Genomic DNA, 23,554 nt, shown 5'->3' with positions numbered 1-23,554 from the left:
ATTATTTCTTTAACCAGTTACTAGTAAAATCGCAATCTCTATGCTCTCCATTAATTTTAATATAGGTATCCAAGATTTTTTCATCTTGCCATTTCCCGATAGCATTAAAACGTTTTTCTGTTAAAGCTAATTCTTTAATTTTTAAGTAATCGCGAGAGTAATCTGCTTCGTGCTCATCTACTCTATCTGTAACACGTAATATTTTAAACTTCACTTTTCCAGTTCTGTCTTGTTCTGTTTGTACTAAACTTATTTCACCTTCTTTTAACTCTTGAATTTGCGTGTATAATTCCGTATCAATTTTAGTTAATTCAAAATTATAATCTTGCGTTGCTGGGTTAATTAAAAATCCACCTTCACTTCTCGTTTCTTTTTCGTCACTATATTTCTTTGCCGCATCTTCAAAAGTAATTTCTCCACTTACTATTTTTTGACGTACATCTTCTAAAGCATCTTTAGCATCGGTAATAGCAGATTCTGAAACTTGTGGTATTAGTAAAATATGACGAACATCAAATTCTTGTCCTCTAATTTTTTCTAATTGAATAATATGGTAACCAAAGTCTGTTTCAAATGGATCTGAGATTTCCCCTTCTTGTAATGCAAAAGCAACATCTCTAAATTCTTTTACCATTAATGGCTTTTCTCTATTTAAAGTATATAAACCACCTTTTGCTACAGATGCTTTATCATCGGTATACAATACTACTTTAGAACGAAAACTTGCTCCACTTTCTAATACGTCTGATTTAAATTCTTTAAGTCTGTTTATTACTTTTTGCGTTTCTTCTGCCGCTACTTTTGGTTCTATTACAATTTGAGATACTTTAAGTTCTGTTCCAAATGTTGGTCTTTCGTCTTTTGGTATTTTATTAAAAAAGATTCTAACTTCTTCTGGTGTAACTTCAACTTCATCCACAATACTACTTTGCATACGTTTTGCTAGCTCATTGCTTTTGTTAATTTCAAACATTTCTTCTCTAAAGCTCTTTTCATCGTCTTTTTTATAAAAGTCAAGAAGTTCTTGCATGTTTCCTCCTGTTTGAGATAAGAATTGTTGTATTTGATAATCTACATTACTTCTTATTTCTGCATCCGAAATTTCAATACTATCCTGCACTGCGTGATGTGCATAAAGTTTGTTTTCTAGAAGTGAACCAAATAATTGACATCTTGGTATATCATCTGTAGACACACCTTGAGCTTTCATTTGCAAAATAGTTTTGTCGATATCCGATTCTAATATAATATGATCCCCAACAACTGCAGCTACGCCATCAATTTTTGTGGCTTGATTAGATAGAAATGTCTTGACACTATCACTAACAACTTCTTCTTTTACTTGATCTTCTATGATCTCTTGAGCAGTTAATACGTTTGTAATTAATACTGCTATACTTAATATAAATAGGTGTTTCAATTTATTTGTAGATTTCAAATTTTTTGTTTGTAATTGCATCTTTTGTTATATCCTTTTCTAGTTCTCTTATTTTTTCTAATTTCCTTTTATTAATAACAATTTGGTCTATTGTTGGCTTTACATACTCCAAAGGAGCTGTACTGTTTTGCAATAGTACGTCATTAATTTGCATCAAATATAAACCTAATGAATCTTTGAGTTGTATAAAATTAGATTTTTTTAACAGTTCATCTTTATTATCTGTATTAATTACAGGTATTTTACCTACTATTTGATTCCATCTTATCCAAATAGAATCATTTAACGAGTAGGATTTAAATTGAATAGATATAGAATCTAAGTCTCTTTTATCTTTAGTGTCAAATCTTCTAAATTTCTTAGCTATTTCAATGGCATCTGCTTCTTGCATTTTTTCATCCAAATTAATATAGCGAAACTTAATAAGCACTTCATTTAATTTAAAAGCTTCTTTATTATCTACATAATACGTTTCTGCTTCTTCTTGCGAAACTACCGTATCTAAATCTCTATTTACTAGCGCTTCTAAATATGCTTTGGAATATAAATCATTTTTATATTGCTCTACTAGCTTATTGTATTGATTGAGTTTTGTTTCATTTAAATTTAACTTTGCTCCTTGCACCAATAATTGCTGTGTTGCCCAACCATTAATATAATTGGATATTAAAACAATACTGTCTTGTTTGGATGCATTCGAAGAAATTAAATCTTCTATATCTTCTTTATATAAATAAGCATCTTGCACTCTGGCTACAGGAATTCTATTATCGGTTTCTTTGAAAAAATCACAAGAAGACAATAGAAGTATGGTGAAGAAAATTAATATGTAGGATTTGAATTTCAATTATTTATTTAATTTAGATTTTACAGTAGTTAGCACTTCTGGATGTATAACAACCTTATATTTATTTTTTAGTTCTTTTAACCAGTTCTTTTCTTTTTCATCTTGAAAATCGCTAGACACTTTGCCTTTAGCCTCTTCGAATGTTTTATATGCCTTTGGAAGCACCTCATTAACCTTTACCACAACATAAGATCCATTATGATTGCATATCTTGGATACACCTTTAGTAAACGAAAAGTCTTTTGGTAATGCTTGATGTTCTGTATCCATTAACCCAGAAGTAAATATTACATGAACTTGATCTTTAGTATTAACAGCACTTTTTATCTCTTCAATAGTTTTCCCTTTTTTAAGTAATTTAGAAACTTTACTTATATCTTTCTTTTTTGCTGAAGAAGCTACAACAGCATCCACACGCTCATTAAAAAAGTAATTCTCTTTGTTTGCTGTATAATATGCTTGCACTGCTACAGAATCATTAGCTGCAGCTTTCCAGATTTCTTTTTCCATTAAATCAAACAACAACAAACCGTCACGATATTCACCAAGAATATTTGCGAAATCTTCATTTTCAAATTCTAGGTTTTCTTCTTGATACGCAAGTATGTTTTCATCTAAAAAGGCAGTATATGCATTTGCAACAATAGTATTAAATGGTAATTGTTTTGCATTTCTACGTTGGCTTTTATTTATAAAGTTTGAAAAATCAGAATAGGTAAACTGCTTGTTTTCTATTTTCACAAAAGCTTTCTCTGGTTGAAAGTTTGATGGGGTTTTCCATTTACTTTTATAAAACTCCGTATTCAATATCGAGGTAAAATATTCTAAATCTTTATCTACGTTAGATATGGTATAACGTTGTTTTAATTCATTTATTCTTGAGGTACTTATTAACTTAGACCTACTATCTCTTTTTACTTTTGCCTCTAACGCAGATTTCATATCTTCAAAAGGGGCTGTTTCTATTTTTCTAATAAGCTTTACAATATGCCAACCAAAACTAGATTTAAATGGCATTGTATATGTTTCTTCATTTTCTATAGCGAAAGCTTGATCTTCAAATTCTTGAGAGCGTAATTCTCCACTAGAAAAAGAAGCTAACTTCCCGCCTTTGTCTGCAGTACTTTTATCTTCAGAAAATTGTTTTGCTAAAGAGCCAAAGTCTTCACCTTGTTGTAATTTTTTATAAATATCTTGAATTCTACTTTCTGCATCTTCCTTATCTAGGTTAACCATGATATGCGCAATTTCTCTTTGCCCTCTAGATTTACGCTTATCTAAAACATGTACTATATGGTAACCAAATTGTGATCTAAATGGTAAAGAAACTTCTCCAATTTCTGCATTATAGGCAGCATTTTCAAAAGGATAAACCATTTTAAATCCTGAAAAATAACCTAAATCTTCAGCATAAACCGTTTTACCATTATGTACTTCTTTTTGCACGGCTTTATAGCCTTCAGCGATTACTCGGTCTCTTAATTTAAGCAATTGATTATAAACTACTAAAGTATCTTCAGGACTTGCATCTTCATCTATCTTAATTAATATATGGCTAGCATTTACTTCGTTGGAAACACGCTCATAAGCTTCTTCTACTAAAGCATCTGTGACTTTATTATCTGTTAAATAGTTTTTAGCAAGTTGATTTTTATAGTTGCTTAATTCTCTTTTGTACTTAGGCATTGTATCAAATCCTAAGGTTTTCGCTTCTTTTAATTTTAGCTTATAGCTGACAAAAAGTTCTAAATATGCATCTACATCTTTTTGAGACTCATCTTTTACTAAGTCTAAATTTTTATTGAAAACACGAATAAATTCGGAAGCATAAACAGGTTCTTGATCTACTGTAAAAAGCACATCACTACTTTTATCTTGTGCTTGAAAACTTAATGTAAATACTAAAACGCAAAGGGTTAAAATAAATCTCATAATTTAGATAAATATATAATATATAGGTTCTTGCAAAAATAGAAATATAAACCTATTTAACAAGCCGTATTAACAAAGCATTAATAAGTTTTAATTAGCAGGTAATTCCCGTTTCGTGTTAAACTTAAAATAAGCTGTAAAATTCAAGCAAGGCTTCTTTAATTAAATTGTTTTTACGCTAAAACACTTATATTATATATACTTTTGTAGTATTAAAACACTAAAAAACTATCTTTATACTATATTTAATCATTTCATTATAATGAAATACACCACAGAAATTGTTATTAAAATTCCTTTAGAAGAATTCATTGTTATTTTTCTAAATGCAGACAACATGAAACATTGGCAAAAAGACTTAGTAAGCTTTGAGCATATTTCTGGAACACCGGGAACTGTTGGTAATACAATGAAACTAAATTACATGGTAAACAAACGTAAGATGAAACTTACTGAAACCATTACTCACATGAATTTACCTCATGAGATTTCTATTTCTTACGAAACAAAAGGAATGCGAAACACACAAAAAAATAGTTTTCAAAAAACACCGAAGGGTCACACGAAGTGGATAAATAAAAACGAGTTTTCACCAACCTCCTTTTTATTTAGAATGATGCTATTACTAATGCCTGGAGCATTTAAAAAACAATCTGAAAAATATTTAGCAGACTTTAAAAAATTTGCTGAAACCAAAATATCTATCCAAAATGCGTAAACTAAAACTTATCTGGGATTTTAGAGGACCTGCAGCAGAAAAAACAGCGCAGCACCATGAGATCCACTTAAAAGAATACATACAAAATCAAACTACAAACGTAGATTCCGTTGGTCATGAAATTATTCATGAACTTCACGTTATTGCTTTTATGGTTATCAACGAAGAAGACAAAAAAATCTTTAGAGACACCTTAAAACCACATAGAGGAGAATGGATGGATTAGTGAAACACTAAGTTTATTAGAGTTAGCAATACAGCAATATTTTACACACCAATAACAGCTGTTCTTAATGCTAAAAAGCCACGATAGACAAAATCTATCCAAACAGATCAAAACCCTACCTATGAAATGTTTATTCTTTTTTATATAAACAATTAATCTAATCTTTTAAAAGGTCTAATAATTAATCTAGCGGCTTTATCAAAGTTAATATAATTATATCCCCAATTAAAAAAAACAATCACTCTATTTCTAAATCCTACTAAAGACATTAGGTGAACAAACATCCAAACAAACCAAGCAAAAAAGCCGCCAAACTTAAAACGTTTTAAATCTACAACCGCTTTATTTCTTCCTATAGTAGCCATAGAACCTTTATCCTTATAAACAAATTCTTTTAGTGGTTTACCTTCTATAAGCTTTATCAAATTTTTACCAAGAAGTTGGCCTTGCTGAATTGCAGGTTGCGCAACTTGAGGATGCCCATTAGGATAATCTTCTGTTTTCATTAAGGCAATATCCCCTAAAGCAAAAATAGACTTATAACCATTAACTTGATTATAGGTATTTACCAAATAACGATTTACGCGTTCGGTTAACACATCTGCATTTAAACCTTTAATAGGTCTTCCTGTGACACCTGCAGCCCAAATAAGTGTTTCCGATTCTAATATCAAATCTGAATTTGTCTTCACTGTCTTGCCATCATAATCGGTTACAAACGTATTACAATGCACTTGCACTCCTAGATCCAATAAAAACTGTTCCGCTTTTTTAGAAGCATGCTCACTCATTGGTGGTAATACTCTAGAATTCCCCTCTAACAGATGAATACGCATATCTCTAGGATTTAGATCCCTGTAATCTCTTGGAAGTATATTATTTTTAAGCTCCGCAATTGCACCAGCGAGCTCCACTCCTGTTGGGCCACCACCAACAATAACAAAGTTTAAAAACGATTTTCTATCATTGTCGGAACTAGAAATAGCAGCTTTTTCTAAGTTTTGAAGCATTAAACTTCTAATATCTAAAGCTTGCGGAATGGTTTTCATTGCCATACTATATTTTTCAACAGCGGCATTACCAAAATAATTCGTTTTGGTACCAGTAGCAATCACTAAATAGTCATAGCTCAAATCACCAATACTGGTTTGAATCGATTTAGTTTCCGGAAAAATCTGTTCGACTTCGGCGTACCTAAAAAAAGCATTTTCGTGTTTTTTTATAATCTTCCGCAAAGGATATGCAATAGAATCAGGTTCTAATCCCGCACTAGATACTTGATATAATAAAGGCTGAAAAGTATGATAGTTCCGCTTATCTATTAAAACAACTTGTACGTTTTGATTCTTTAAAGATTTAGCTAGCTTAACACCAGCAAAGCCTCCTCCAACAATAACAATTCTAGGAGTTTTTGATTCAGGAATATTCATAAATGAAGACTAAAAATTAGCATACAAAGGTACAAAATTAGCCTCTTAAACACTATTTTTAAATATTCTTAATCTTATATTGTAACGTTTTTAAATTAATGCTACTTATAGAGTAACTAAACCACCAAATTGAATAAAGAGTTAGAACATAGTTTTGTAGAGCAACTTGAAAAACATCAAAACATTGTACATAAAGTTTGTAGGTTATATACCAACAATCAAGATGCACATAATGATTTGTTTCAAGAAATAACCATACAGCTTTGGCGTGCATTCCCTAAATTTAGAGGAGACGCTAAATTTAGTACATGGATGTATCGCGTTGGACTAAACACTGCAATTACACTGTATAGAAAAAGTAAACGCAGGGTAAGCACACAAGACTTTGACGCTATACAGTTTAAAATTAAGGCCGATGAGTATGATGATACAGAAGAGGAGCAATTAAAACTATTATACAAAGCGGTACACCAACTAAATGACATTGAAAAAGCGCTTGTCTTTTTATATTTAGAAGACAAGAACTATAGAGAAATTAGTGAAACAATGGGAATTAGCGAAGTAAATGCAAGAGTGAAAATGAATAGAGTGAAAAACAAATTAAGAACCATTTTAAATCCGTAAAACTATGGATGAATTAGAATTATTAAAAAAAGATTGGAAGAAGGATGATACCGCACGGTATCCTAAACTTTCCTATAATGATATATACAGTATGATATTGAAGAAATCTTCTTCAATAGTAAAATGGATTTTTATTATAAGTATGCTAGAATTTGTTTTTTGGTTGGCATTTGCAACCATCCTTAAAGCAACCAGAAACAGTGATAAAATTACGAGTATGGAATCTAGCACTTTATTTATAGTGCTTTCTGTTATTTCGTATTCGGTTCTAGGGTATTTCTTTTATAAGTTTTATATAAACTATAAAACAATAAACAGTACAGATAATGCTACCATTTTAATGGAAAACATCCTTAAAACCAGACGTACCGTAAAACAGTATGTTGGTTTTAATTTAGCTTTTATGGTATTTAGTATCATTGTAATGCTGCCTTACGCTATTAATCATGACGAACGTACAAAATCTCTCATTGAAAAAGCGACTGCAAATGGTGACGTTTTTAAATTTTACGCCGGTATGGCATTAGGAGTATTTCTTGTACTTGTAGTTACAGTAGGTGTTTTATTACTGTTTTACTACCTCGTTTATGGTATCTTACTGAAACGCTTAAATAGAAATTATAAAGAATTAAAAAAGTTAGAAATTTAAGATTACTCCTTAATTTTCCATTTACGTTTCTTATTCAGTTCTTCTTGTAAAGCAAGCTCTTTTTGTGGTATAACTTTTAAAAAGGAAGGATGCTGTTCTATCGCATATTCTATCTTTTCAACAATACTAGCAATGCTTTCGTTTTCATAATCAATCTCTAAAGGTTGTTTGATTTCAAAAGACTGCATGATATTTTTCTTTTTAATACGTAATCCTTTTTTATCAAAGCTACGTCTAAAACCATCAATCACTATTGGTACAACAATTGGCTTGTATCTCTTAATAATATGCGCTGTTCCTTTTCTAATAGGCTTAAAAGGAGTTGTTGTTCCTTGCGGAAATGTAATCACCCAACCATCATCTAATGCCTTACTAATATTAGAGATATCACTCATTTTTACTTGTCTGTTTACATCCTCTCCTTTAGCTCTCCAGGTACGTTCAATACTAATAGAACCAACATAGGCTAATATTTTAGGAAGTAAACCAGCACTCATGGTTTCTTTTGCCGCAACGTAATACAAGTTTAATTTAGGATTCCATAGGTATCCGATATTCTTTATAGAATCGTCTCTATTGCTTAAACTCGCGTTAAACACATGAAACATTGCAACTACATCTGCAAAATAAGTTTGGTGGTTAGAAATAAACAATACGTTGGTATCTGGAAGGTTTTTAATAATCTCTGACCCTTCAATTTGCAGTTCATTAAAACCACGAAAACGTCTATGCGAAATCGCTCCTAAAATACGAATTAGCCATTTTTTAATAAAAAGATTATGACCAAAAGGATTTTTATCAAATAATCCCATAAATATGTTTTGCTTTTAGTTAGAATACAAATGTAATAAAACTAAGCGTTTACAAGACTAGTTTTAACAAGTCTTTAATTTCGCTTAGCATCATGGCAGTCGCTCCCCAAACCACATGATTATTAAGGCTAAAAGCAGGAACATCCACATCTTCCTCATAAGACGTTGAAACCGTTTTGGTTATCACATTTCGATCATCTAAAAAATGAGCAAGGGATACTTCTATAATAGCTTCCACTTCGCTTTCTTGTTTAATAAAACGAGGAGTGGTATTACTATAGCCAATAAAAGGATGTACATAAAAATTACTTGGCGGAATATATACTTGTGTTAAAGCCTTAAGCGTTTCAATACTGTGCCTTGGCACCCCTATTTCTTCTTCTGTCTCTCGCAAAGCAGTATGTTTTAAAGAGGCATCTTCTTTTTCTACTTTACCTCCAGGAAAACCTACTTGCGCAGAATGCACGCCTTTATAGGTTTTTCTTAAAATTAAAACAAACTTTGTTTCTTGTGCAGCATCGGGGTAAAACAATGCGAAAACCGCAGATTGTTTCGCGTTTTTTATTTTGCCTTGTTGTTCTTTTAAAAATGCTTCTCTAAAAGGAGGTGACATTTTAAATTGCGATGCTTCGGCCGGAAGGGCTAAATTGCTTATTTTTGATGTTGCTTTTAAAAACTGATTAAAATTCATCTATGCGACTTATATTATTATCTGTTATGTGTTTCCTTTTTCTGAATTGTGAAGATAAAAAAACAGATACAAAGAAGCCTCCAAAAGTAGTTCAAAATACTTCCGAAGAAAAAAAAGTAGCAAAAAAAGATACTGTCTTAGAACCTGTAAGAGAGTTTCCGCTGCTAACAGATGATAATGCCATGGAGTTCTTTTTAGAATATGAAAAGCACAACAAAGAAAACAAAGTAAGAATCTCTACCCATTTTGGAGATATAGACATCCTACTCTATGATAAAACGAAATTTCATCGTGCCAATTTTATCTTTCTAACCAAACAAGGCTATTTTGATAACACACAGTTTTACCGAATTGTAAATAACTTCATCATTCAAGGTGGTAATACAGATGATCCTAAAGTAAAACGAAAAAGAAAAAAAATAGGTAAATATTTGCTTCCAACAGATACTAAACGCGGTTACAAACACGACCGAGGATCTTTAAGTATGCCAAGTGGCGCCATTGAAAACCCGTATAAACTAGCTTCTCCATATCAGTTTTTTATAGTACAAAGTAAAGACGGCGCTTACCATTTAGATGGCGATTATACCATTTTTGGTAAAGTGATTCGCGGCATGGATGTCGTAGATGAGATTGCACAACAAGAAACCGATAATGCAGAATGGCCTTTGCATAATGTATATATTACAAAGGTAGAAATTATCGAGTAGTTGTTGAATAGAGACGGGCGACAGATGATTGATGATTGATGATTGATGATTGATGATTGATGATTGAAAAAAAAATAAAAAACGAATATTAGACCATACAGCAATTAATCTAGCAATCTGTATCTTTAAAACCTTAAACATAAAAAATTAAAATGAAAAAACCCCAACCTTTGCAATACATAAAAGCAATAAGCATCTGCGCTTTAATTACGTTTACCAATTGTAAACAAGACCCTACAAAAATGAGCGAAAATATATTAACACAAGAATGGAATGGTCCGTATCAAGGCGTTCCCGCTTTCGATAAAATGAAAGTTACAGACATTAAAGAAGCGATAGAATTCGGGATGACCGAAAGCTTAGCAGATATTGATAAAATAGCAAACAATACCGAAGCTCCAAACTTCACCAATACCATTGCTGCTATAGAAGCTTCCGGAAAAACATTAGACAGAGTTTTTAACTACTACGGCATTTTAAGTAGTAATATGTCTTCGCCAGCATTTAGAAGTATTCAGTCAGAATTAGCGCCAAAATTATCGGAATACAGTTCTAAAATAACACAAAACGAAAAACTTTTCCAACGCATTAAAGCCGTTTATGATGCATCGCAAGAAACACCATTAGAATTACAAGAACAACGTGTTGTAGATCTTACGTATAAAAAGTATGAGATGAATGGTGCCAATCTAGATCCTGCCAAAAAAGAACGCTATGCAGCCATTAACAAAGAACTTTCGTCTTTATACAATACGTTTTCGGATAACGTTTTACATGACGAAGAGAATTATGTGACCTATTTAAATGCAGATCAATTAGATGGTTTATCGGAAGGTTTTATAAAATCCGCAGCAAAAATAGCTACAGATAAAGGACAAGATGGTACATACGCCATTACAAATACACGATCTTCTATGGACCCTTTTCTTACCTACGCTACCAATCGTGCATTGCGTAAGCAGGTTTGGGAAAACTATTATTCTAGAGGAGATAACGGAGACGACTTTGACAACAACGCTATTATTGCACAAATATTAAAACTACGTAAAGAGCGTGTCGCTTTAATGGGATATAATAATTATGCGGAATGGCGTTTACAAGATAGAATGGCAAAAACGCCAGAAAATGCTATGGATTTAATGATGGCTGTTTGGCCTGCTGCAATTGGAAGAGTTGCAGAAGAGGTTGCAGATATGCAAACCGTTGCCAATGACAATGGAGATAACATTACAATAGAACCTTGGGATTATCGCTTTTATGCGGAAAAAGTAAGAAAAAAGAAATACGATCTGGATAGTGATGAAGTAAAACAATATTTACAATTAGATAAATTAACGGAAGCATTATTCTTTACTGCTGAAAAGTTATTTAACTACAAATTCACTCCGGTAAAAGAAGGTACAGTTCCTGTATTTCAAGAAGATGTTCACGTTTGGGAGGTTACCGACAAAGACTCTGGAAAACATATTGGATTATGGTATTTAGATCCTTTTGCTCGTGAAGGAAAACGCTCTGGTGCGTGGGCTACAACCTACAGAAGCTATACTAATTTTGAAGGCGAAACCAATGTACTTGCATCTAACAATTCTAACTTCGTAAAACCTGCTCCGGGAGAAGCTGTGCTTGTTTCTTGGGATGATGCTACTACTTTCTTTCATGAATTCGGACATGCATTACACTTCTTTTCTTCGAATGTAAAGTATCCAACTTTAAATGGAGGCGTTAGAGATTACACCGAGTTCCAATCGCAATTATTAGAACGTTGGCTATCTACAGATCAAGTTATTAATAAGTTTCTAGTCCACTATAAAACAGGAGCACCTATTCCTGCATCCTTAGTTACAAAAATTAAAAAAGCGGCTACCTTTAATCAAGGATTTGGGACGACAGAATATTTGGCTTCTGCTTTAATAGACATGAAATTACATCTTGCAGATCCAACAAATATAGATATTGATGCTTTTGAAAGAGAAACTTTAGCGGAATTAAAAATGCCTAAAGAATTACCAATGCGTCATAGAACACAACACTTTGGACATGTTTTTTCTGGGGAAGGATATGCAACCGCATATTATGGTTATATGTGGGCAGATGTTTTAACTAGCGATGCTTCGGAAGCTTTTGCGGAAGCTCCAGATGGTTTTTACGATAAAGAAACAGCAGACAAACTAGTGAAATATTTATTCGCACCTAGAAACGCTATGGATCCTGCGGAAGCATATCGATTATTTAGAGGTCGTGATGCTAAAATTGAAGCATTAATGAAAGACAGAGGTTTTCCGATTACGGAATAAAAGAAGGCACATAAATAAGTAAGATTCGGAGTTTGTTTTATGCAACGCTCCGAATTTTTATTTTTAAAGGAAATCACTTCGTTTTAACTAAAGAGAGAAACGAATACAGGCTCTATTTCTAGATACCTTCCGACTGCTTCTTATATAAATTAGGCAAACTAATTTTAAATTTAACCGCAATTAGCCTTACTATCATAACAACTACTCCTGCGATAACAAAAACAAAATCATTCTCTATTGGAAATTTTCGTATTAAAAAATAAGTAAGTCCTCCAAGAATACAAGCCGTGGCATAAATCTCTTTTCTAAAAATTACAGGAATTTCATTACATAAGATATCTCGTATAACTCCTCCAAAACATGCAGAAATAGTACCAAGTGCAATACAAATTATAGGATGCAATCCTGCAGAAAGTCCTTTTTCTATTCCAACAACGGTATATAAACCAATACCAATAGTATCAAATAAAAACAACGATGTTCTTAAGTAATTAATCTTACTTCTAAAGAGTATCGTCAAAATTGTAGTGATTAATATCACATAGGTAAAGGTCATATCTGTCATCCAAGCAACTGGTGTTTGCCCAATAAGAATATCACGTAAAGTTCCTCCTCCTACTGCAGTTACAAATGCAATAATAAGAATACCAAAAGGGTCCATCCTTTTATTCATAGCGATTAAAACCCCAGAAATTGCAAAAGCAATGGTTCCTAAAATATCGATGATATAAAACATAAAACTATTTTGAAAATTTTAATTTTTAAACGCTGCAATTTATGGCATTTAACTTTTAAAATACAATTCATCAGTATTAATCTACACCTCGGTAAACCTTTTTTAGAAACCCTTTCTATTTACAGCACCTTTACATAGTAACCAATAAAACATACACCATGAACTTCTTAATGAAAAATAACAAATTAACATCGGCAAGTAAATCTATAGTACTAATAGCATTATTTATTGCATCTACTTTAAGTAGTCAAGCACAAAACGAAACTACAGGAAACACCATTACCGTTACCGTGGAAAATATTAGAAACACAAACGGAAAAATATTAGCAAGCTTACATGATGAAACTACTTTTATGAAAGGAAAAGAAGGAGTTCAAACAGCAGCAACCACCATTGTTGGAAACACGGTAATTGTTACCTACAAAAATATACTTCCAGGTGCCTATGCTATTATGTGTGTGCACGATGAAAATGATAATAAAAAAATGGACTTTGAACTAAACGGAATGCCTAAAGAAAACTACGGCATGTCTAACAACCCTATTCTTTACGGACCACCAACTTTTGATCTTGCAAAACTTATTGTAAAAGAAAACGAAGATTTAAATATTACGATTCGTATTTAATACTTCTAAAAAGCAAAAAAAAGCCACGAAACACAAAGTTCTCGTGGCTTTATCACTAACCATCAATCCGTTATTTAGGGAATAACATTTACTTAGACGGTTTCATTCAACCAAGCTTTCATCATCCATACTGTTTTTTCTTGTTCTGCAATAAAATCCCCCATCATAGCGTTTGTTCCTTCATCATTAGCATCACCTGCTTTATCTAAAATAGCACGCTCTATTTGTAACAATGCAGACAAAGAATCTACAATTAATTGTACTGCTTTTGTATCTTGAGATATATTTTTTCCAACAGGAACTTTAGCATGCTTGCTATAATCTTCAAAAGTATGCAACGGTGTTTCCCCTAAAGTCAAAATACGTTCTGCAATTAAATCTACCTTCATATTCGCGTCTGTATATAATTCTTCAAACTTTACATGAAGATCAAAAAATCCGCGTCCTTTAATGTTCCAATGTATACCTCTTAAATTTTGATAATACGTTTGAAAATTAGCTAACAAACCATTTAAATCTTGTGCTAATTCTTTTGTGATTTTTGAGTCTAATCCTATACTATTTAGTGTCATAATTCTTGCTTTTATTTTGTTCTACAAATTTATTCAATAATTAATAGTTTTCAGTATAAGTTTTATTGATAGTTTTTATATTTTTATAGTCTAAATTGATATAGATGACAATTACACAATTATACTACGTTTTGGCTGTAGCCGAAAATCAGAATTTCACCAAAGCTGCTGAAAAATGTTTCGTTACACAACCTACATTAAGTATGCAAATACAAAAGCTAGAAAGCGAATTAGATATTCTAATTTTTGATAGAAGTAAAAAACCTATAGAACTTACAAACGTTGGTAGAAAGATTGTAAACCAAGCAAAAAACATCGTTAACGAATCGTATAGAATTAAAGATATTGTAGACCAACAAAAAGGATTTATTGGAGGCGAATTTAGATTAGGAATTATACCTACTATCATGCCAACACTGCTTCCTATGTTTTTAAAAACGTTTATAAAAAAATATCCAAAAGTGAAGCTTATTATTGAAGAGCTTACTACCGAAGAAATTATTTATAGAATTAACGAAGGACATTTAGATGCTGCAATTGCTGCAACACCTTTACTAAACGAAAACATAAAAGAACGTGTTCTTTATTTTGAACCTTTTGTAGGATACATTCCACAAAGCCACCGATTACACACCAAAAAGAAAATTAGTACTTCCGATTTAGAGATCGACGACATGCTTTTACTAGAAGACGGACATTGTTTTAGAGATGGTGTCATTAATTTATGTAAAACGTTTAAGGATCGTAAAGAAGACCATTTTCAATTAGAAAGCGGAAGCATAGAAACCCTTATAAAGCTATCTAACGAAGGACTAGGCATGACCTTATTACCATATTTACACACTTTAGACATGCAAGACAAGGCTAAAGAAAACATACACTATTTTAATGATCCTTCTCCAGCAAGAGAAGTAAGTATGATATACCATAAAAGCGAACTTAAAATGCAAATCATTGAAGCGTTACAAGATGTTATTGCAGGAATTATTAGAGGAGCAATTGCATTTCAAAATGTAGAAATCATTAGTCCTTTACCTAAAAAATAATCGCCAAAAATTAAGGCTTTACAATGCATACTTTTCCGGTAACCACTTCTACCCTTTCTGAAAAAGAGTTGGGTAATTTTATCATTGAAAAATACAATTTAACACCAGATTTTGAATGTAAACTATTCAGAACAGGGATAAACCACACTTATTTTTTATCTAACGCAACCACAAAATATGCCGTTCGAGTATATTGTTATAACTGGCGAACTAAAACAGAAATTGAAGAAGAACTAAAACTACTTACGTTACTTAAAGACAATAACCTTTCTGTATCTTCTCCTGTTGCAGATACCAACGGAAAATTAATTCACGTAATTAATGCTCCAGAAGGAAAACGCTATGCAGTACTTTTCACTTTTGCAGAAGGCGAGAAAATGCGATTTATGAATAACGACACCTGTTTTGCTATAGGTGAACTTATGGCAAAAGTGCATAACGTTACCGCGAATAAAAAAATGGATCGTGTGGATTATACTGCCAAAGTGCTTGTAGAGCAATCCTACAATTATTTGAACGCCTTTTTTGCTGAAGATTTAAAAGAAATGCAATGGATTAAAGAAGTAGGCAAAACCATTACCACAAACTTTGAGCAGTTTGAAGCACAAGAAAACCAAACAGGAATTGTGCATCTCGATATTTGGTACGATAATTTAAGTGTCAAAAACGAAAGTGAGATTACTATTTTCGACTTTGATAATTGTGGAAACGGTTTATTCATTCTAGATGTTGGCTATTTTTGCAAACAATTATTTTTTATTGAAGCCAACAAAGATATATACGAGCAAAAAGTAGCCCGTTTTTTAAAGGGATATAGAAACCAACGCGAATTATCGGATAAAGAAATGGCTTTAATACCAGATGCTGGAGCCTCTATATTTATTTTCTATTTAGGCGTACAAGCACAACGATTTGATTGGTCTAATATATTTTTAAGCGAAAACTATCTTAAAATGTTTGTAGGTAGAATACGAGTTTGGATGGATTATTATAAAACGAAAAACAACCAATAACCTTGAAAAACATTCTAATACTACTTGCTGTACTTTTCTTTTCTTCCGTTCATGCACAATATGAATGGACACCCGCAAAAGTCATATTAAAAAATGGTGAATCCCTTAGAGGTTTGGTGAAATTCCCAAAACACTCTGGAGGATTAATATCGATTGGAAGCACCGAATTTAAATATAAAAAAAACAAAAAAGGAACTACTAAAAAATACGGAAGTGAAAGCGTTGATGAAGTGATTTTTGGAGATGCATATTTTGCAACAGTACATTATAAATATATTCCTATAAAAAAGAATAAATCCGTTCTAATGGAACTCGCTGTTCGCGGAAAAGCAAATTTATATACAAGAACTGTTTTAAACAGCTATAGCACACCTCATGTAAATCAAAACTCTCCATCAAAAAATCATTATTCTCCATCAACTACGACATATTATGATGATACGCAATTCTTTATTATAAGAGATAAAGAACAAAAAGCAACATTAATAGTGGATCCAAATAGTTTTAATAATTTCATTTTAAATGCTAAAAAATATTTTTCAGACTGTAGCGAAATAGTTCTTTATTTAGATAATGATTTATACAAGTTAGAAAACATCAGGGAATTAGTAGCGGATTATAATCTTTTGTGTGAATAAAATCCCAATAAGGATGTTTTATTTGGTTACAGATTCTTAAAATAAAAGGCTATTAAGCAGTCTTAAATTTTTCAAAAATCATAGGGGTAAGTAATAGTCCGATGCCAATTCCCATAAATGCGCCTTTCGTCAAATCCGTTAATCCCATAAATTGAGAAAGTATTTGAGAAGTCGCAATAACAAACATTCCAATAGATATTAGAATTAATGTTTTTCTTTTCGTTATTTTTTTCATGTTATTGTGATTTTTATAATTAGTATTATGTATTAAATATTTGTTACATAATTTACCTTAAATCATAACCAACAACAAGCTACTAATCATACAGATACAACTTCCTAAAGCCAACCTTTCTGTTGCATTACATTTTCAACATGTGCAAAATGATGCTTACTATGCCAAGCATAAATACCTATATTCTTTTTTAAAGGCACTTCTTCATTATGTTCTGGATGAATAAAACATTTGTTTAAATCTGCTTCAGTCAAATTTTTCAATAGATACACCAGTTTTAAGTGAACTGCTTTTAAATGGAGTATAGACATTTCAATTGGCGCATTCTTAGCGTCATCTAATTCTGCCCAAAGCTGTTCGTAATAATATTTAATAACCGGATTATCTTCCGTTAAAGCCCATTTAAAACGAATGTAACTATGATGATGACTATCTGCAAGATGATGTATTACTTGTCTAATCGTCCAACCTTCCAATCGATATGCGGTATCTAGTTGTTCATCATTTAAGGAAGCAACCAGATTTTCTAACCGATTAGGAAAATGTTCTAATACAGCAATCCATTCTTCAATATGTTGTGCTTTTATATACTCTGGACAATGAAATGGTCCTATAGGAAATCTAAGTTTTTCTAAGTCTGAATGTATCATCCTTAAATATAGAAAAAGCACATTAAAAGAAGTGTCATTATTCTAAAATTTAATCGTTATTCTTTCTTTTCAGAATAGGCTTTAACAAATCTATTAGCTGTTTTATTTCGGTTATTAAATGTTAATGCCTTTTTATAATTATTAAAGGCTTGCAAACTGTCTCCGCTGCGCAAATAGGCATCTGCTAAACTGTCGTAAGCATTATCGCTTTCCGGATTTAATGCCACATTCATTTGAAACACATCTATAGCATTTTGGTATTCTTCATCTCTTAACAACGCATAGCCAAGCGTATTAAATTCTCTTTCATTAATGAGTACACTTGTTGAATCTTGTTTTTTAATTTCTAAAAAACCAGCAAGCGCATTTTTATAATCGCCATTCTTTAAATACATACTTGGTGTTTTAAAAGTATCTGTAACTTTTAAATAATCGTAGGTAATATTGCTCTCATTATCTTCTGCTACAATAGACAAGTACTGTTTGTTTGTTTCTAGATGTTTTACAAAACGCAGTTTTTTATATAGATCTACTATAAAAAAAGTGTTTTCATCTATAATTACTGGCTCTATTTTATCTGCTCCTCGCCACTTTAAAAACAGCTTATTATTTTCATAAAACACTTCAATTACATCATCTTGGTTATACAAGTATTTACCAGACGTTTCCTTTATAAATTCAGGAGTATATTTTACATTTTTGGAACAGCTTATAGTAATGATTGCTAGAAAGAAGGAGAATATTACAATTTTAGTTTTCATTTTTTGATGGATTTAGTATAACATATAGAGCAAAAAAAAGTCTCATTATATTTATGAGACGATTATTATTACAATTTGTTACTATTTATGGCATATACATTAATAATGTAAATTCATTTTAAACCTCTTAATTGGATGAAACACTTAAAGGCATATCTGCTAATTCTTCTTTTGCATTACCCACGGCATCTTGTAAGGATATAAACTTTTTTATCTTAGAATTTAAAAACATATTTTCAAAAACAGTATTAATCATACTACTTTTATGCGCTCCTAAAACCACATAATATCCTTTTAAACTATATCTATTTCTATAAAATTTCAACCAATCTGTTGCTATTATGGTATAGGGATGTACTCTATTAGAAATATAAATAATATCCATACCATTTGTACCCGTATTTAAATAATTGGCAATATCTTCAATAATAACTTTACCATGGTTTTCTAATGTAAAATTTACATTTTCTTTAATTTCGGATATCACAAAACCTGCAAAGATAAAAACATCTGCAAAAGTATAATTTAGCTCTTTTAAAACTTCGGAATATAGGCCTGTTTCTTTAACACTTTTCATACTGTATAGATTTGGGATTAATACAATTACGGTTCAAAGTTAGGAATTTAAAGACCTTACAAAAAATAATTTAAGCCATTAATTTGAAAAAAAACAGCTCTATGCACTTCAACCGAAATATCCTCTTATTGAAGGAAAAATAATACATTTCATCGAGTGTTATTTAACAAAAAAAATCGCCTCATTTGAAATGAGGCGATTTTTAAATTTATTTTGAGTGAACTCTATTTCACATCCATTAACTCTACATCAAAAATTAGTGTTGCATCTGGTGGAATTACTCCTCCAGCTCCTGCGCTACCATAACCTAAATGGCTAGGAATTACAAAACGAGCTTTATCACCAATTTTTAAAAGTTGAACACCTTCATCCCATCCAGAAATAACTTGACCTACTCCTAATGGAAACTCAATTGGCTCTTTTCTTTTGTAAGAAGAATCAAAAACGGTTCCGTCTGCTAATTGTCCTTTATAATGTACAGAAACTGTTTTTCCTTTTTCTGCTTTTGCACCACTACCTTCTTGTAAAATTTGGTAACGTAAACCACTTTCGGTTTTAGTAAATCCTGCTGCTAATTCATCTAATGCAGCATCTTGTTTTGCTTTTGCATCTGCTAAAAGTTTTTCACGAGATCCTTCAAAAGTTCTAAAAGCTTCTACAGCATTAAAAGCTTCTGCTTCTGCTCCTACTCTTACTATTTCTAAAGTTTCAATAGCATCTCCTTGTGCAATAGCATCTACTACATCTTGTCCACTTACCACTTTTCCAAAAACAGTATGATTATTATCTAACCAAGGTGTTGCAATGTGTGTGATAAAAAACTGACTACCATTTGTTCCTGGTCCTGCGTTTGCCATAGATAAGATTCCTGGAGTATCATGTTTTAAATCGGCATGAAACTCATCAGCAAATTTATATCCTGGATTTCCTGTTCCTGTTCCTTGAGGACAACCTCCTTGAATCATGAAATCTGGAATTACTCTATGAAATTGTAAACCATCATAATAAGGAGTCCCTTGTGCTTTTACATTGTTTTCTAGGTTTCCTTCTGCTAAAGCAACAAAGTTACCTACCGTCCCTGGAGTTTTTTGATATTCTAAAGCTACTAATATTTCGCCTTTTGTTGTATTAAATTTTGCGTATAATCCGTCTTGCATCTTATTGTTTTTTAATAAAGTGCAAAGATAGGGAATGATTTGAGATTTATGAATAACGAATAACATTTTTTGAATAACGACAGGAATAATATGCTTCTAACAGCATCTAATCCATAGAGTTATTGCAAATGCGTTTCTATTAGCATCTAATACTTGAAGTAATATGATATAGGGTAGGTATCCTTATTTTTGATACAGATTTTTACAATTAATAAAGGCTGTAATTACTGAAAATTATAAAGCAAAACTCTGAAGATTCCACACAAAATGCATCGTTATTTTATAAATTCACTTAAAATTTTCTTAGCTTTGAAATCAAATTAATAAATTATATGAGCGTTTTTTCGAAGCTATTTGGAAGTAACCAAAAGGAAGACAAACTAGAAGATGATAAGTACATCGAAACCATCTTGAAATCTAGTGAAGATGCACCTTTAGGGATTTCTAACAACAACTTAATTTACGTTGGATATAACGAACTTGGTGGTTATTATTACTTACAGTCTTTTATAATTGGACGCTTAAAAATCAAAACAAAAGCAGGTGCCAAAATTATCATTGAAGGTAATGATTATACCTTAGAGCTAAATTCAGATATGTTAGAATTTGAATCGGAACCAGCTACACCATTAGATGCTTATGTTACCAAGATTGATTTTGAGATCGAAAAATCGGCTGTCGAGAACCTAAAGAGATCTACAATGAAACAACTAACCCTTATTATTAAGAAAAAGGAAGTTGTTTTTACGGTAAAAAATGAAGAGTAATGTCTTTTTTTAACTCTCTTCTATAGAATAGAAAAGACACAATCCTGTGATTACTCTTAATTATTTATAACTTACTACGGTATATTAAAGTCTTAATTTGCGACTTCACTAATAAACTTAATTCGGTAAAGACGTAATTCTTCATCATCATAATCGCCATCAAATTCATCAATTGCAGCATCTATTTTGTCCGTTTCCGATTCCATAAAATAATCATGAATCTCTTCTTGCTGATCTTCGTCTAAAAGATCATTAATCCAATAATCAATATTTAGCTTGGTTCCTGAAAACACAATAGCTTCCATTTCTTTTATAAATGCAGCCATTTCCATTCCTTTTGCCGAAGCAATATCATCTAATGGTAATTTTCTGTCTACGTTTTGAATGATATAAAGTTTTAATGCAGAGTTCATTCCTGTAGATTTAACAATCATATCGTCTGGACGAATAATATCGTTTTCTTCTACATAACTAGAAATAAGTGCAATAAAATCTTTACCATATTTTTTAGATTTACCATCTCCAACACCATGCACATTAGAAAGTTCTTCTAAAGTAATAGGATATTTTAAAGACATATCTTCTAAAGATGGATCTTGAAAAATAACAAATGGCGGTACACCAAGTTTCTTTGCGTTTTTCTTTCTTAAATCTTTTAGCATTGCCATTAACGTGGCATCTGCAACTGCGCCACTTCCTTTGGCTGCAGTAATTATAGAATCGTCTGTTGTTTGGTTAAAAACGTGATCTTCGGTCATCATAAAAGACGTCGGATTCTTAATAAAATCTTTCCCACCTTCCTTTAGCATGATAACGCCATAGGTTTCTATATCTTTCTTTAATAAACCAGCAACAAGTGCTTGCCTAATTAAAGCCATCCAATAGGTTTTATCGTAACTTTTACCTTTACCAAAAAAGGGCTGTTCGTTGGTTTTATGTGAATTTATTAAGGCATTTTCATTACCTGTAATAACATTTACTAAGTCTTTAGACTTGTATTTTTCGTTGGTACTAGCAACAATTTCTAATGCTAGTTTTACTTGTTCTTTAGCTTCTTGCTGTTTTTTAGGATGGCGAACGTTATCATCTAAGTCTCCTCCTTCTCCAGTTTCATTATCAAATTCTTCTCCAAAATAATGAAGAATAAATTTTCTTCTAGAGATAGAAGTTTCCGCAAATGCCACAACTTCTTGTAATAAAGCATGACCAATTTCTTGCTCAGCAACCGGTTTTCCCGACATAAATTTCTCTAACTTCTCTATGTCTTTGTATGCATAGTAAGCTAAACAGTGTCCTTCTCCTCCATCACGTCCTGCTCTTCCTGTTTCTTGGTAATAACTCTCTATACTTTTTGGTATATCATGATGTATTACAAAACGAACATCTGGTTTGTCAATTCCCATTCCAAAAGCAATGGTAGCAACAACAACATCAATGTCTTCCATTAAAAACATATCTTGATGTCTCGATCTTGTTTTGGCATCTAAACCTGCATGATATGGCACTGCTTTAATACCATTTACTTGTAAAGCTTGCGCAAGTTCTTCCACCCGTTTTCTACTTAAACAGTAAACAATACCCGATTTACCATCGTTTTGTTTAATAAAACGGATAATATCGGCATCAACGGTTTTGGTTTTTGGTCGTATTTCGTAATATAAATTAGGTCTATTAAAGGATGCTTTAAAAGTGGTAGCATCCGGCATACCAAGATTTTTCAATATATCTTCTTGTACTTTTGGCGTTGCAGTTGCTGTAAGACCAATAATTGGAATATTATCTCCAATACGCTCAATAATACTTTTTAAGTTTCTGTATTCGGGTCTAAAGTCGTGTCCCCATTCACTAATACAATGGGCTTCATCTACAGCCATAAATGAAATCTTAACAGAACGAAGAAACTCTACATTATCTTCTTTTGTTAAAGATTCTGGAGCTACATATAATAGTTTCGTAACACCATCTGTAATATCTTGCTTTACTTGTTTTACCTCCGTTTTATTTAAGGAAGAGTTTAAAACATGAGCAACACCATCGTGTTCAGAAACACTTCGTATGGCATCTACTTGATTTTTCATCAAAGCAATTAAAGGAGAAACAACTATTGCTGTACCTTCATGCATTAATGCTGGTAATTGGTAACATAAAGATTTACCTCCTCCTGTTGGCATGATAACAAATGTGTTCTTGCCTGACAAAAGACTTTGTATTACATCTTCTTGTAATCCTTTAAACTTACTAAATCCAAAATACTTTTTTAGGGAGACGTGTAAGTCTTTTTCAATAATTGACATGTATTGTTTTTAATATTAAAATTATAATAAAAATACACTAATTTATTTTTGCTATTAATTAGTAGTGTATATAATCAAGCTCATTAATTTTTAGTTAACTTTGCATCACAT

The 23,554-nt window shown here is 31.8% G+C and carries 25 protein-coding genes; 11 read left to right on the top strand and 14 right to left on the bottom strand.

Translation table 11 applies throughout. From position 1 onward, the window contains the following. Nucleotide 1 precedes the first annotated feature (1 nt). The 3 genes from AMD28_RS17020 to AMD28_RS17010 are packed head-to-tail and all read right to left on the bottom strand — an operon-like array spanning nt 2 to nt 4,217. Nucleotides 2–1,459, bottom strand: a complete 1,458-nt coding sequence (locus AMD28_RS17020; RefSeq protein WP_055445344.1) for a peptidylprolyl isomerase — start codon at nt 1,457–1,459, stop codon at nt 2–4. Beyond that, a complete protein-coding gene (locus tag AMD28_RS18555) occupies nt 1,422–2,285 on the bottom strand; it encodes a hypothetical protein (protein ID WP_055445343.1) in 864 nt (287 codons plus the stop codon). The genes AMD28_RS17020 and AMD28_RS18555 overlap by 38 nt, the downstream gene beginning before the upstream one ends. Then, nucleotides 2,286–4,217 (bottom strand): peptidylprolyl isomerase, encoded by a 1,932-nt coding sequence (locus AMD28_RS17010; protein WP_055445342.1) that lies wholly within the window; start codon nt 4,215–4,217, stop codon nt 2,286–2,288. It abuts the gene before it with no gap. 262 nt (nt 4,218–4,479) lie between these two features. Between AMD28_RS17010 and AMD28_RS17005 the strand changes: the two genes are divergently transcribed. Then, on the top strand, nt 4,480–4,935 hold the full coding sequence (locus AMD28_RS17005) for an SRPBCC family protein (protein WP_055445341.1): 456 nt from the start codon (nt 4,480–4,482) through the stop codon (nt 4,933–4,935). Beyond that, nucleotides 4,928–5,161 carry a hypothetical protein gene (locus AMD28_RS17000; protein WP_055445340.1) on the top strand — a complete coding sequence of 78 codons (234 nt, stop codon included), beginning with the start codon at nt 4,928–4,930 and terminating at the stop codon, nt 5,159–5,161. Before AMD28_RS17005 ends, AMD28_RS17000 begins: the two co-directional genes overlap by 8 nt. A 152-nt stretch (nt 5,162–5,313) precedes the next feature. On the opposite strand, the gene AMD28_RS16995 is transcribed toward AMD28_RS17000, so the two are convergent. Further along, nucleotides 5,314–6,591: an NAD(P)/FAD-dependent oxidoreductase gene (locus AMD28_RS16995; protein ID WP_055445339.1), complete on the bottom strand. Its 1,278-nt coding sequence runs from the start codon at nt 6,589–6,591 to the stop codon at nt 5,314–5,316. A gap of 129 nt (nt 6,592–6,720) precedes the next feature. Here AMD28_RS16995 and AMD28_RS16990 point away from each other — a divergent pair, with 129 nt between their 5' ends. Next, nucleotides 6,721–7,215, top strand: coding sequence for an RNA polymerase sigma factor (locus tag AMD28_RS16990; RefSeq protein WP_055445338.1), 495 nt, complete (start codon nt 6,721–6,723; stop codon nt 7,213–7,215). Nucleotides 7,216–7,219: 4 nt separating this feature from the next. Next, entirely contained in the window at nt 7,220–7,864 is a 645-nt protein-coding gene (locus AMD28_RS16985; protein WP_055445337.1) for a hypothetical protein, read from the top strand. Nucleotides 7,865–7,866: 2 nt separating this feature from the next. Here AMD28_RS16985 and AMD28_RS16980 read toward each other — a convergent pair whose 3' ends face one another. Beyond that, nucleotides 7,867–8,676 (bottom strand): lysophospholipid acyltransferase family protein, encoded by an 810-nt coding sequence (locus AMD28_RS16980; protein WP_055445336.1) that lies wholly within the window; start codon nt 8,674–8,676, stop codon nt 7,867–7,869. Between the two features lie 49 nt (nt 8,677–8,725). Then, on the bottom strand, nt 8,726–9,367 hold the full coding sequence (locus AMD28_RS16975; protein WP_055445335.1) for an NUDIX hydrolase: 642 nt from the start codon (nt 9,365–9,367) through the stop codon (nt 8,726–8,728). A gap of 2 nt (nt 9,368–9,369) precedes the next feature. On the opposite strand from AMD28_RS16975, the gene AMD28_RS16970 reads away from it, so the two are divergent. Beyond that, nucleotides 9,370–10,077 carry a peptidylprolyl isomerase gene (locus tag AMD28_RS16970; protein WP_055445334.1) on the top strand — a complete coding sequence of 236 codons (708 nt, stop codon included), beginning with the start codon at nt 9,370–9,372 and terminating at the stop codon, nt 10,075–10,077. Between the two features lie 152 nt (nt 10,078–10,229). Next, complete coding sequence (locus AMD28_RS16965) at nt 10,230–12,371, top strand: M3 family metallopeptidase (RefSeq protein ID WP_055445333.1); 2,142 nt, start codon at nt 10,230–10,232, stop codon at nt 12,369–12,371. 118 nt (nt 12,372–12,489) lie between these two features. Here AMD28_RS16965 and AMD28_RS16960 read toward each other — a convergent pair whose 3' ends face one another. Continuing rightward, the gene (locus AMD28_RS16960; protein ID WP_055445332.1) at nt 12,490–13,107 is read right to left on the bottom strand and encodes a trimeric intracellular cation channel family protein; all 618 of its coding nucleotides are present in this window, start codon (nt 13,105–13,107) and stop codon (nt 12,490–12,492) included. A 170-nt stretch (nt 13,108–13,277) separates the two neighbouring features. Between AMD28_RS16960 and AMD28_RS16955 the strand changes: the two genes are divergently transcribed. Continuing rightward, nucleotides 13,278–13,733, top strand: coding sequence for a DUF2141 domain-containing protein (locus tag AMD28_RS16955; RefSeq protein WP_055445386.1), 456 nt, complete (start codon nt 13,278–13,280; stop codon nt 13,731–13,733). Between the two features lie 92 nt (nt 13,734–13,825). Here the strand turns inward: AMD28_RS16955 and AMD28_RS16950 are convergent, their stop codons facing one another. Then, nucleotides 13,826–14,305, bottom strand: coding sequence for a Dps family protein (locus AMD28_RS16950; RefSeq protein WP_055445331.1), 480 nt, complete (start codon nt 14,303–14,305; stop codon nt 13,826–13,828). Between the two features lie 104 nt (nt 14,306–14,409). On the opposite strand from AMD28_RS16950, the gene AMD28_RS16945 reads away from it, so the two are divergent. The 3 genes from AMD28_RS16945 to AMD28_RS16935 are packed head-to-tail and all read left to right on the top strand — an operon-like array spanning nt 14,410 to nt 17,002. Then, a complete protein-coding gene (locus tag AMD28_RS16945) occupies nt 14,410–15,351 on the top strand; it encodes a LysR substrate-binding domain-containing protein (RefSeq protein ID WP_055445330.1) in 942 nt (313 codons plus the stop codon). Between the two features lie 23 nt (nt 15,352–15,374). Continuing rightward, on the top strand, nt 15,375–16,364 hold the full coding sequence (locus AMD28_RS16940; RefSeq protein ID WP_055445329.1) for a phosphotransferase: 990 nt from the start codon (nt 15,375–15,377) through the stop codon (nt 16,362–16,364). Nucleotides 16,365–16,366: 2 nt separating this feature from the next. Then, nucleotides 16,367–17,002: a hypothetical protein gene (locus AMD28_RS16935; protein ID WP_055445328.1), complete on the top strand. Its 636-nt coding sequence runs from the start codon at nt 16,367–16,369 to the stop codon at nt 17,000–17,002. A 52-nt stretch (nt 17,003–17,054) separates the two neighbouring features. Here AMD28_RS16935 and AMD28_RS16930 read toward each other — a convergent pair whose 3' ends face one another. The 5 genes from AMD28_RS16930 to AMD28_RS16910 all read right to left on the bottom strand — a co-directional run bounded on the left by AMD28_RS16930 (nt 17,055) and on the right by AMD28_RS16910 (nt 20,382). Further along, on the bottom strand, nt 17,055–17,237 hold the full coding sequence (locus tag AMD28_RS16930) for a hypothetical protein (protein ID WP_055445327.1): 183 nt from the start codon (nt 17,235–17,237) through the stop codon (nt 17,055–17,057). 104 nt (nt 17,238–17,341) lie between these two features. Then, the gene (locus AMD28_RS16925) at nt 17,342–17,887 is read right to left on the bottom strand and encodes a YfiT family bacillithiol transferase (RefSeq protein ID WP_055445326.1); all 546 of its coding nucleotides are present in this window, start codon (nt 17,885–17,887) and stop codon (nt 17,342–17,344) included. A gap of 56 nt (nt 17,888–17,943) precedes the next feature. Beyond that, complete coding sequence (locus AMD28_RS16920; RefSeq protein WP_055445325.1) at nt 17,944–18,648, bottom strand: tetratricopeptide repeat protein; 705 nt, start codon at nt 18,646–18,648, stop codon at nt 17,944–17,946. A 127-nt stretch (nt 18,649–18,775) separates the two neighbouring features. Further along, nucleotides 18,776–19,225: a hypothetical protein gene (locus AMD28_RS16915; protein WP_055445324.1), complete on the bottom strand. Its 450-nt coding sequence runs from the start codon at nt 19,223–19,225 to the stop codon at nt 18,776–18,778. A 224-nt stretch (nt 19,226–19,449) separates the two neighbouring features. Further along, on the bottom strand, nt 19,450–20,382 hold the full coding sequence (locus AMD28_RS16910) for a peptidylprolyl isomerase (protein ID WP_055445323.1): 933 nt from the start codon (nt 20,380–20,382) through the stop codon (nt 19,450–19,452). Nucleotides 20,383–20,714: 332 nt separating this feature from the next. Between AMD28_RS16910 and AMD28_RS16905 the strand changes: the two genes are divergently transcribed. Beyond that, nucleotides 20,715–21,149: a hypothetical protein gene (locus AMD28_RS16905; protein WP_055445322.1), complete on the top strand. Its 435-nt coding sequence runs from the start codon at nt 20,715–20,717 to the stop codon at nt 21,147–21,149. A gap of 92 nt (nt 21,150–21,241) precedes the next feature. Here AMD28_RS16905 and AMD28_RS16900 read toward each other — a convergent pair whose 3' ends face one another. After that, nucleotides 21,242–23,443, bottom strand: coding sequence for an ATP-dependent DNA helicase RecQ (locus tag AMD28_RS16900; RefSeq protein ID WP_055445321.1), 2,202 nt, complete (start codon nt 23,441–23,443; stop codon nt 21,242–21,244). Nucleotides 23,444–23,554: the final 111 nt, after the last annotated feature.

This window comes from Lacinutrix himadriensis (assembly GCF_001418105.1).
In the GTDB taxonomy this organism is placed as follows: Bacteria; Bacteroidota; Bacteroidia; order Flavobacteriales; family Flavobacteriaceae; genus Oceanihabitans; species Oceanihabitans himadriense.
Note: the sequence above shows the minus strand (reverse complement) of the source record. Positions and strands in the feature narration are given on the sequence as shown.

Coding starts and splice junctions, on each gene's coding strand:
- AMD28_RS17000 (WP_055445340.1), top strand. CDS start 4,928: ATGCGTAAACTAAAACTTATCTGGGATTTTAGAGGACCTGCAGCAGAA.
- AMD28_RS16915 (WP_055445324.1), bottom strand. CDS start 19,225: ATGAAAAGTGTTAAAGAAACAGGCCTATATTCCGAAGTTTTAAAAGAG.
- AMD28_RS16970 (WP_055445334.1), top strand. CDS start 9,370: ATGCGACTTATATTATTATCTGTTATGTGTTTCCTTTTTCTGAATTGT.
- AMD28_RS16910 (WP_055445323.1), bottom strand. CDS start 20,382: ATGCAAGACGGATTATACGCAAAATTTAATACAACAAAAGGCGAAATA.
- AMD28_RS16985 (WP_055445337.1), top strand. CDS start 7,220: ATGGATGAATTAGAATTATTAAAAAAAGATTGGAAGAAGGATGATACC.
- AMD28_RS16955 (WP_055445386.1), top strand. CDS start 13,278: ATGAAAAATAACAAATTAACATCGGCAAGTAAATCTATAGTACTAATA.
- AMD28_RS16945 (WP_055445330.1), top strand. CDS start 14,410: ATGACAATTACACAATTATACTACGTTTTGGCTGTAGCCGAAAATCAG.
- AMD28_RS16920 (WP_055445325.1), bottom strand. CDS start 18,648: ATGAAAACTAAAATTGTAATATTCTCCTTCTTTCTAGCAATCATTACT.
- AMD28_RS16980 (WP_055445336.1), bottom strand. CDS start 8,676: ATGGGATTATTTGATAAAAATCCTTTTGGTCATAATCTTTTTATTAAA.
- AMD28_RS17005 (WP_055445341.1), top strand. CDS start 4,480: ATGAAATACACCACAGAAATTGTTATTAAAATTCCTTTAGAAGAATTC.
- AMD28_RS16925 (WP_055445326.1), bottom strand. CDS start 17,887: ATGATACATTCAGACTTAGAAAAACTTAGATTTCCTATAGGACCATTT.
- AMD28_RS16950 (WP_055445331.1), bottom strand. CDS start 14,305: ATGACACTAAATAGTATAGGATTAGACTCAAAAATCACAAAAGAATTA.
- AMD28_RS16995 (WP_055445339.1), bottom strand. CDS start 6,591: ATGAATATTCCTGAATCAAAAACTCCTAGAATTGTTATTGTTGGAGGA.
- AMD28_RS17020 (WP_055445344.1), bottom strand. CDS start 1,459: ATGCAATTACAAACAAAAAATTTGAAATCTACAAATAAATTGAAACAC.
- AMD28_RS17010 (WP_055445342.1), bottom strand. CDS start 4,217: ATGAGATTTATTTTAACCCTTTGCGTTTTAGTATTTACATTAAGTTTT.
- AMD28_RS16900 (WP_055445321.1), bottom strand. CDS start 23,443: ATGTCAATTATTGAAAAAGACTTACACGTCTCCCTAAAAAAGTATTTT.
- AMD28_RS16905 (WP_055445322.1), top strand. CDS start 20,715: ATGAGCGTTTTTTCGAAGCTATTTGGAAGTAACCAAAAGGAAGACAAA.
- AMD28_RS16960 (WP_055445332.1), bottom strand. CDS start 13,107: ATGTTTTATATCATCGATATTTTAGGAACCATTGCTTTTGCAATTTCT.
- AMD28_RS16965 (WP_055445333.1), top strand. CDS start 10,230: ATGAAAAAACCCCAACCTTTGCAATACATAAAAGCAATAAGCATCTGC.
- AMD28_RS16975 (WP_055445335.1), bottom strand. CDS start 9,367: ATGAATTTTAATCAGTTTTTAAAAGCAACATCAAAAATAAGCAATTTA.
- AMD28_RS16940 (WP_055445329.1), top strand. CDS start 15,375: ATGCATACTTTTCCGGTAACCACTTCTACCCTTTCTGAAAAAGAGTTG.
- AMD28_RS16930 (WP_055445327.1), bottom strand. CDS start 17,237: ATGAAAAAAATAACGAAAAGAAAAACATTAATTCTAATATCTATTGGA.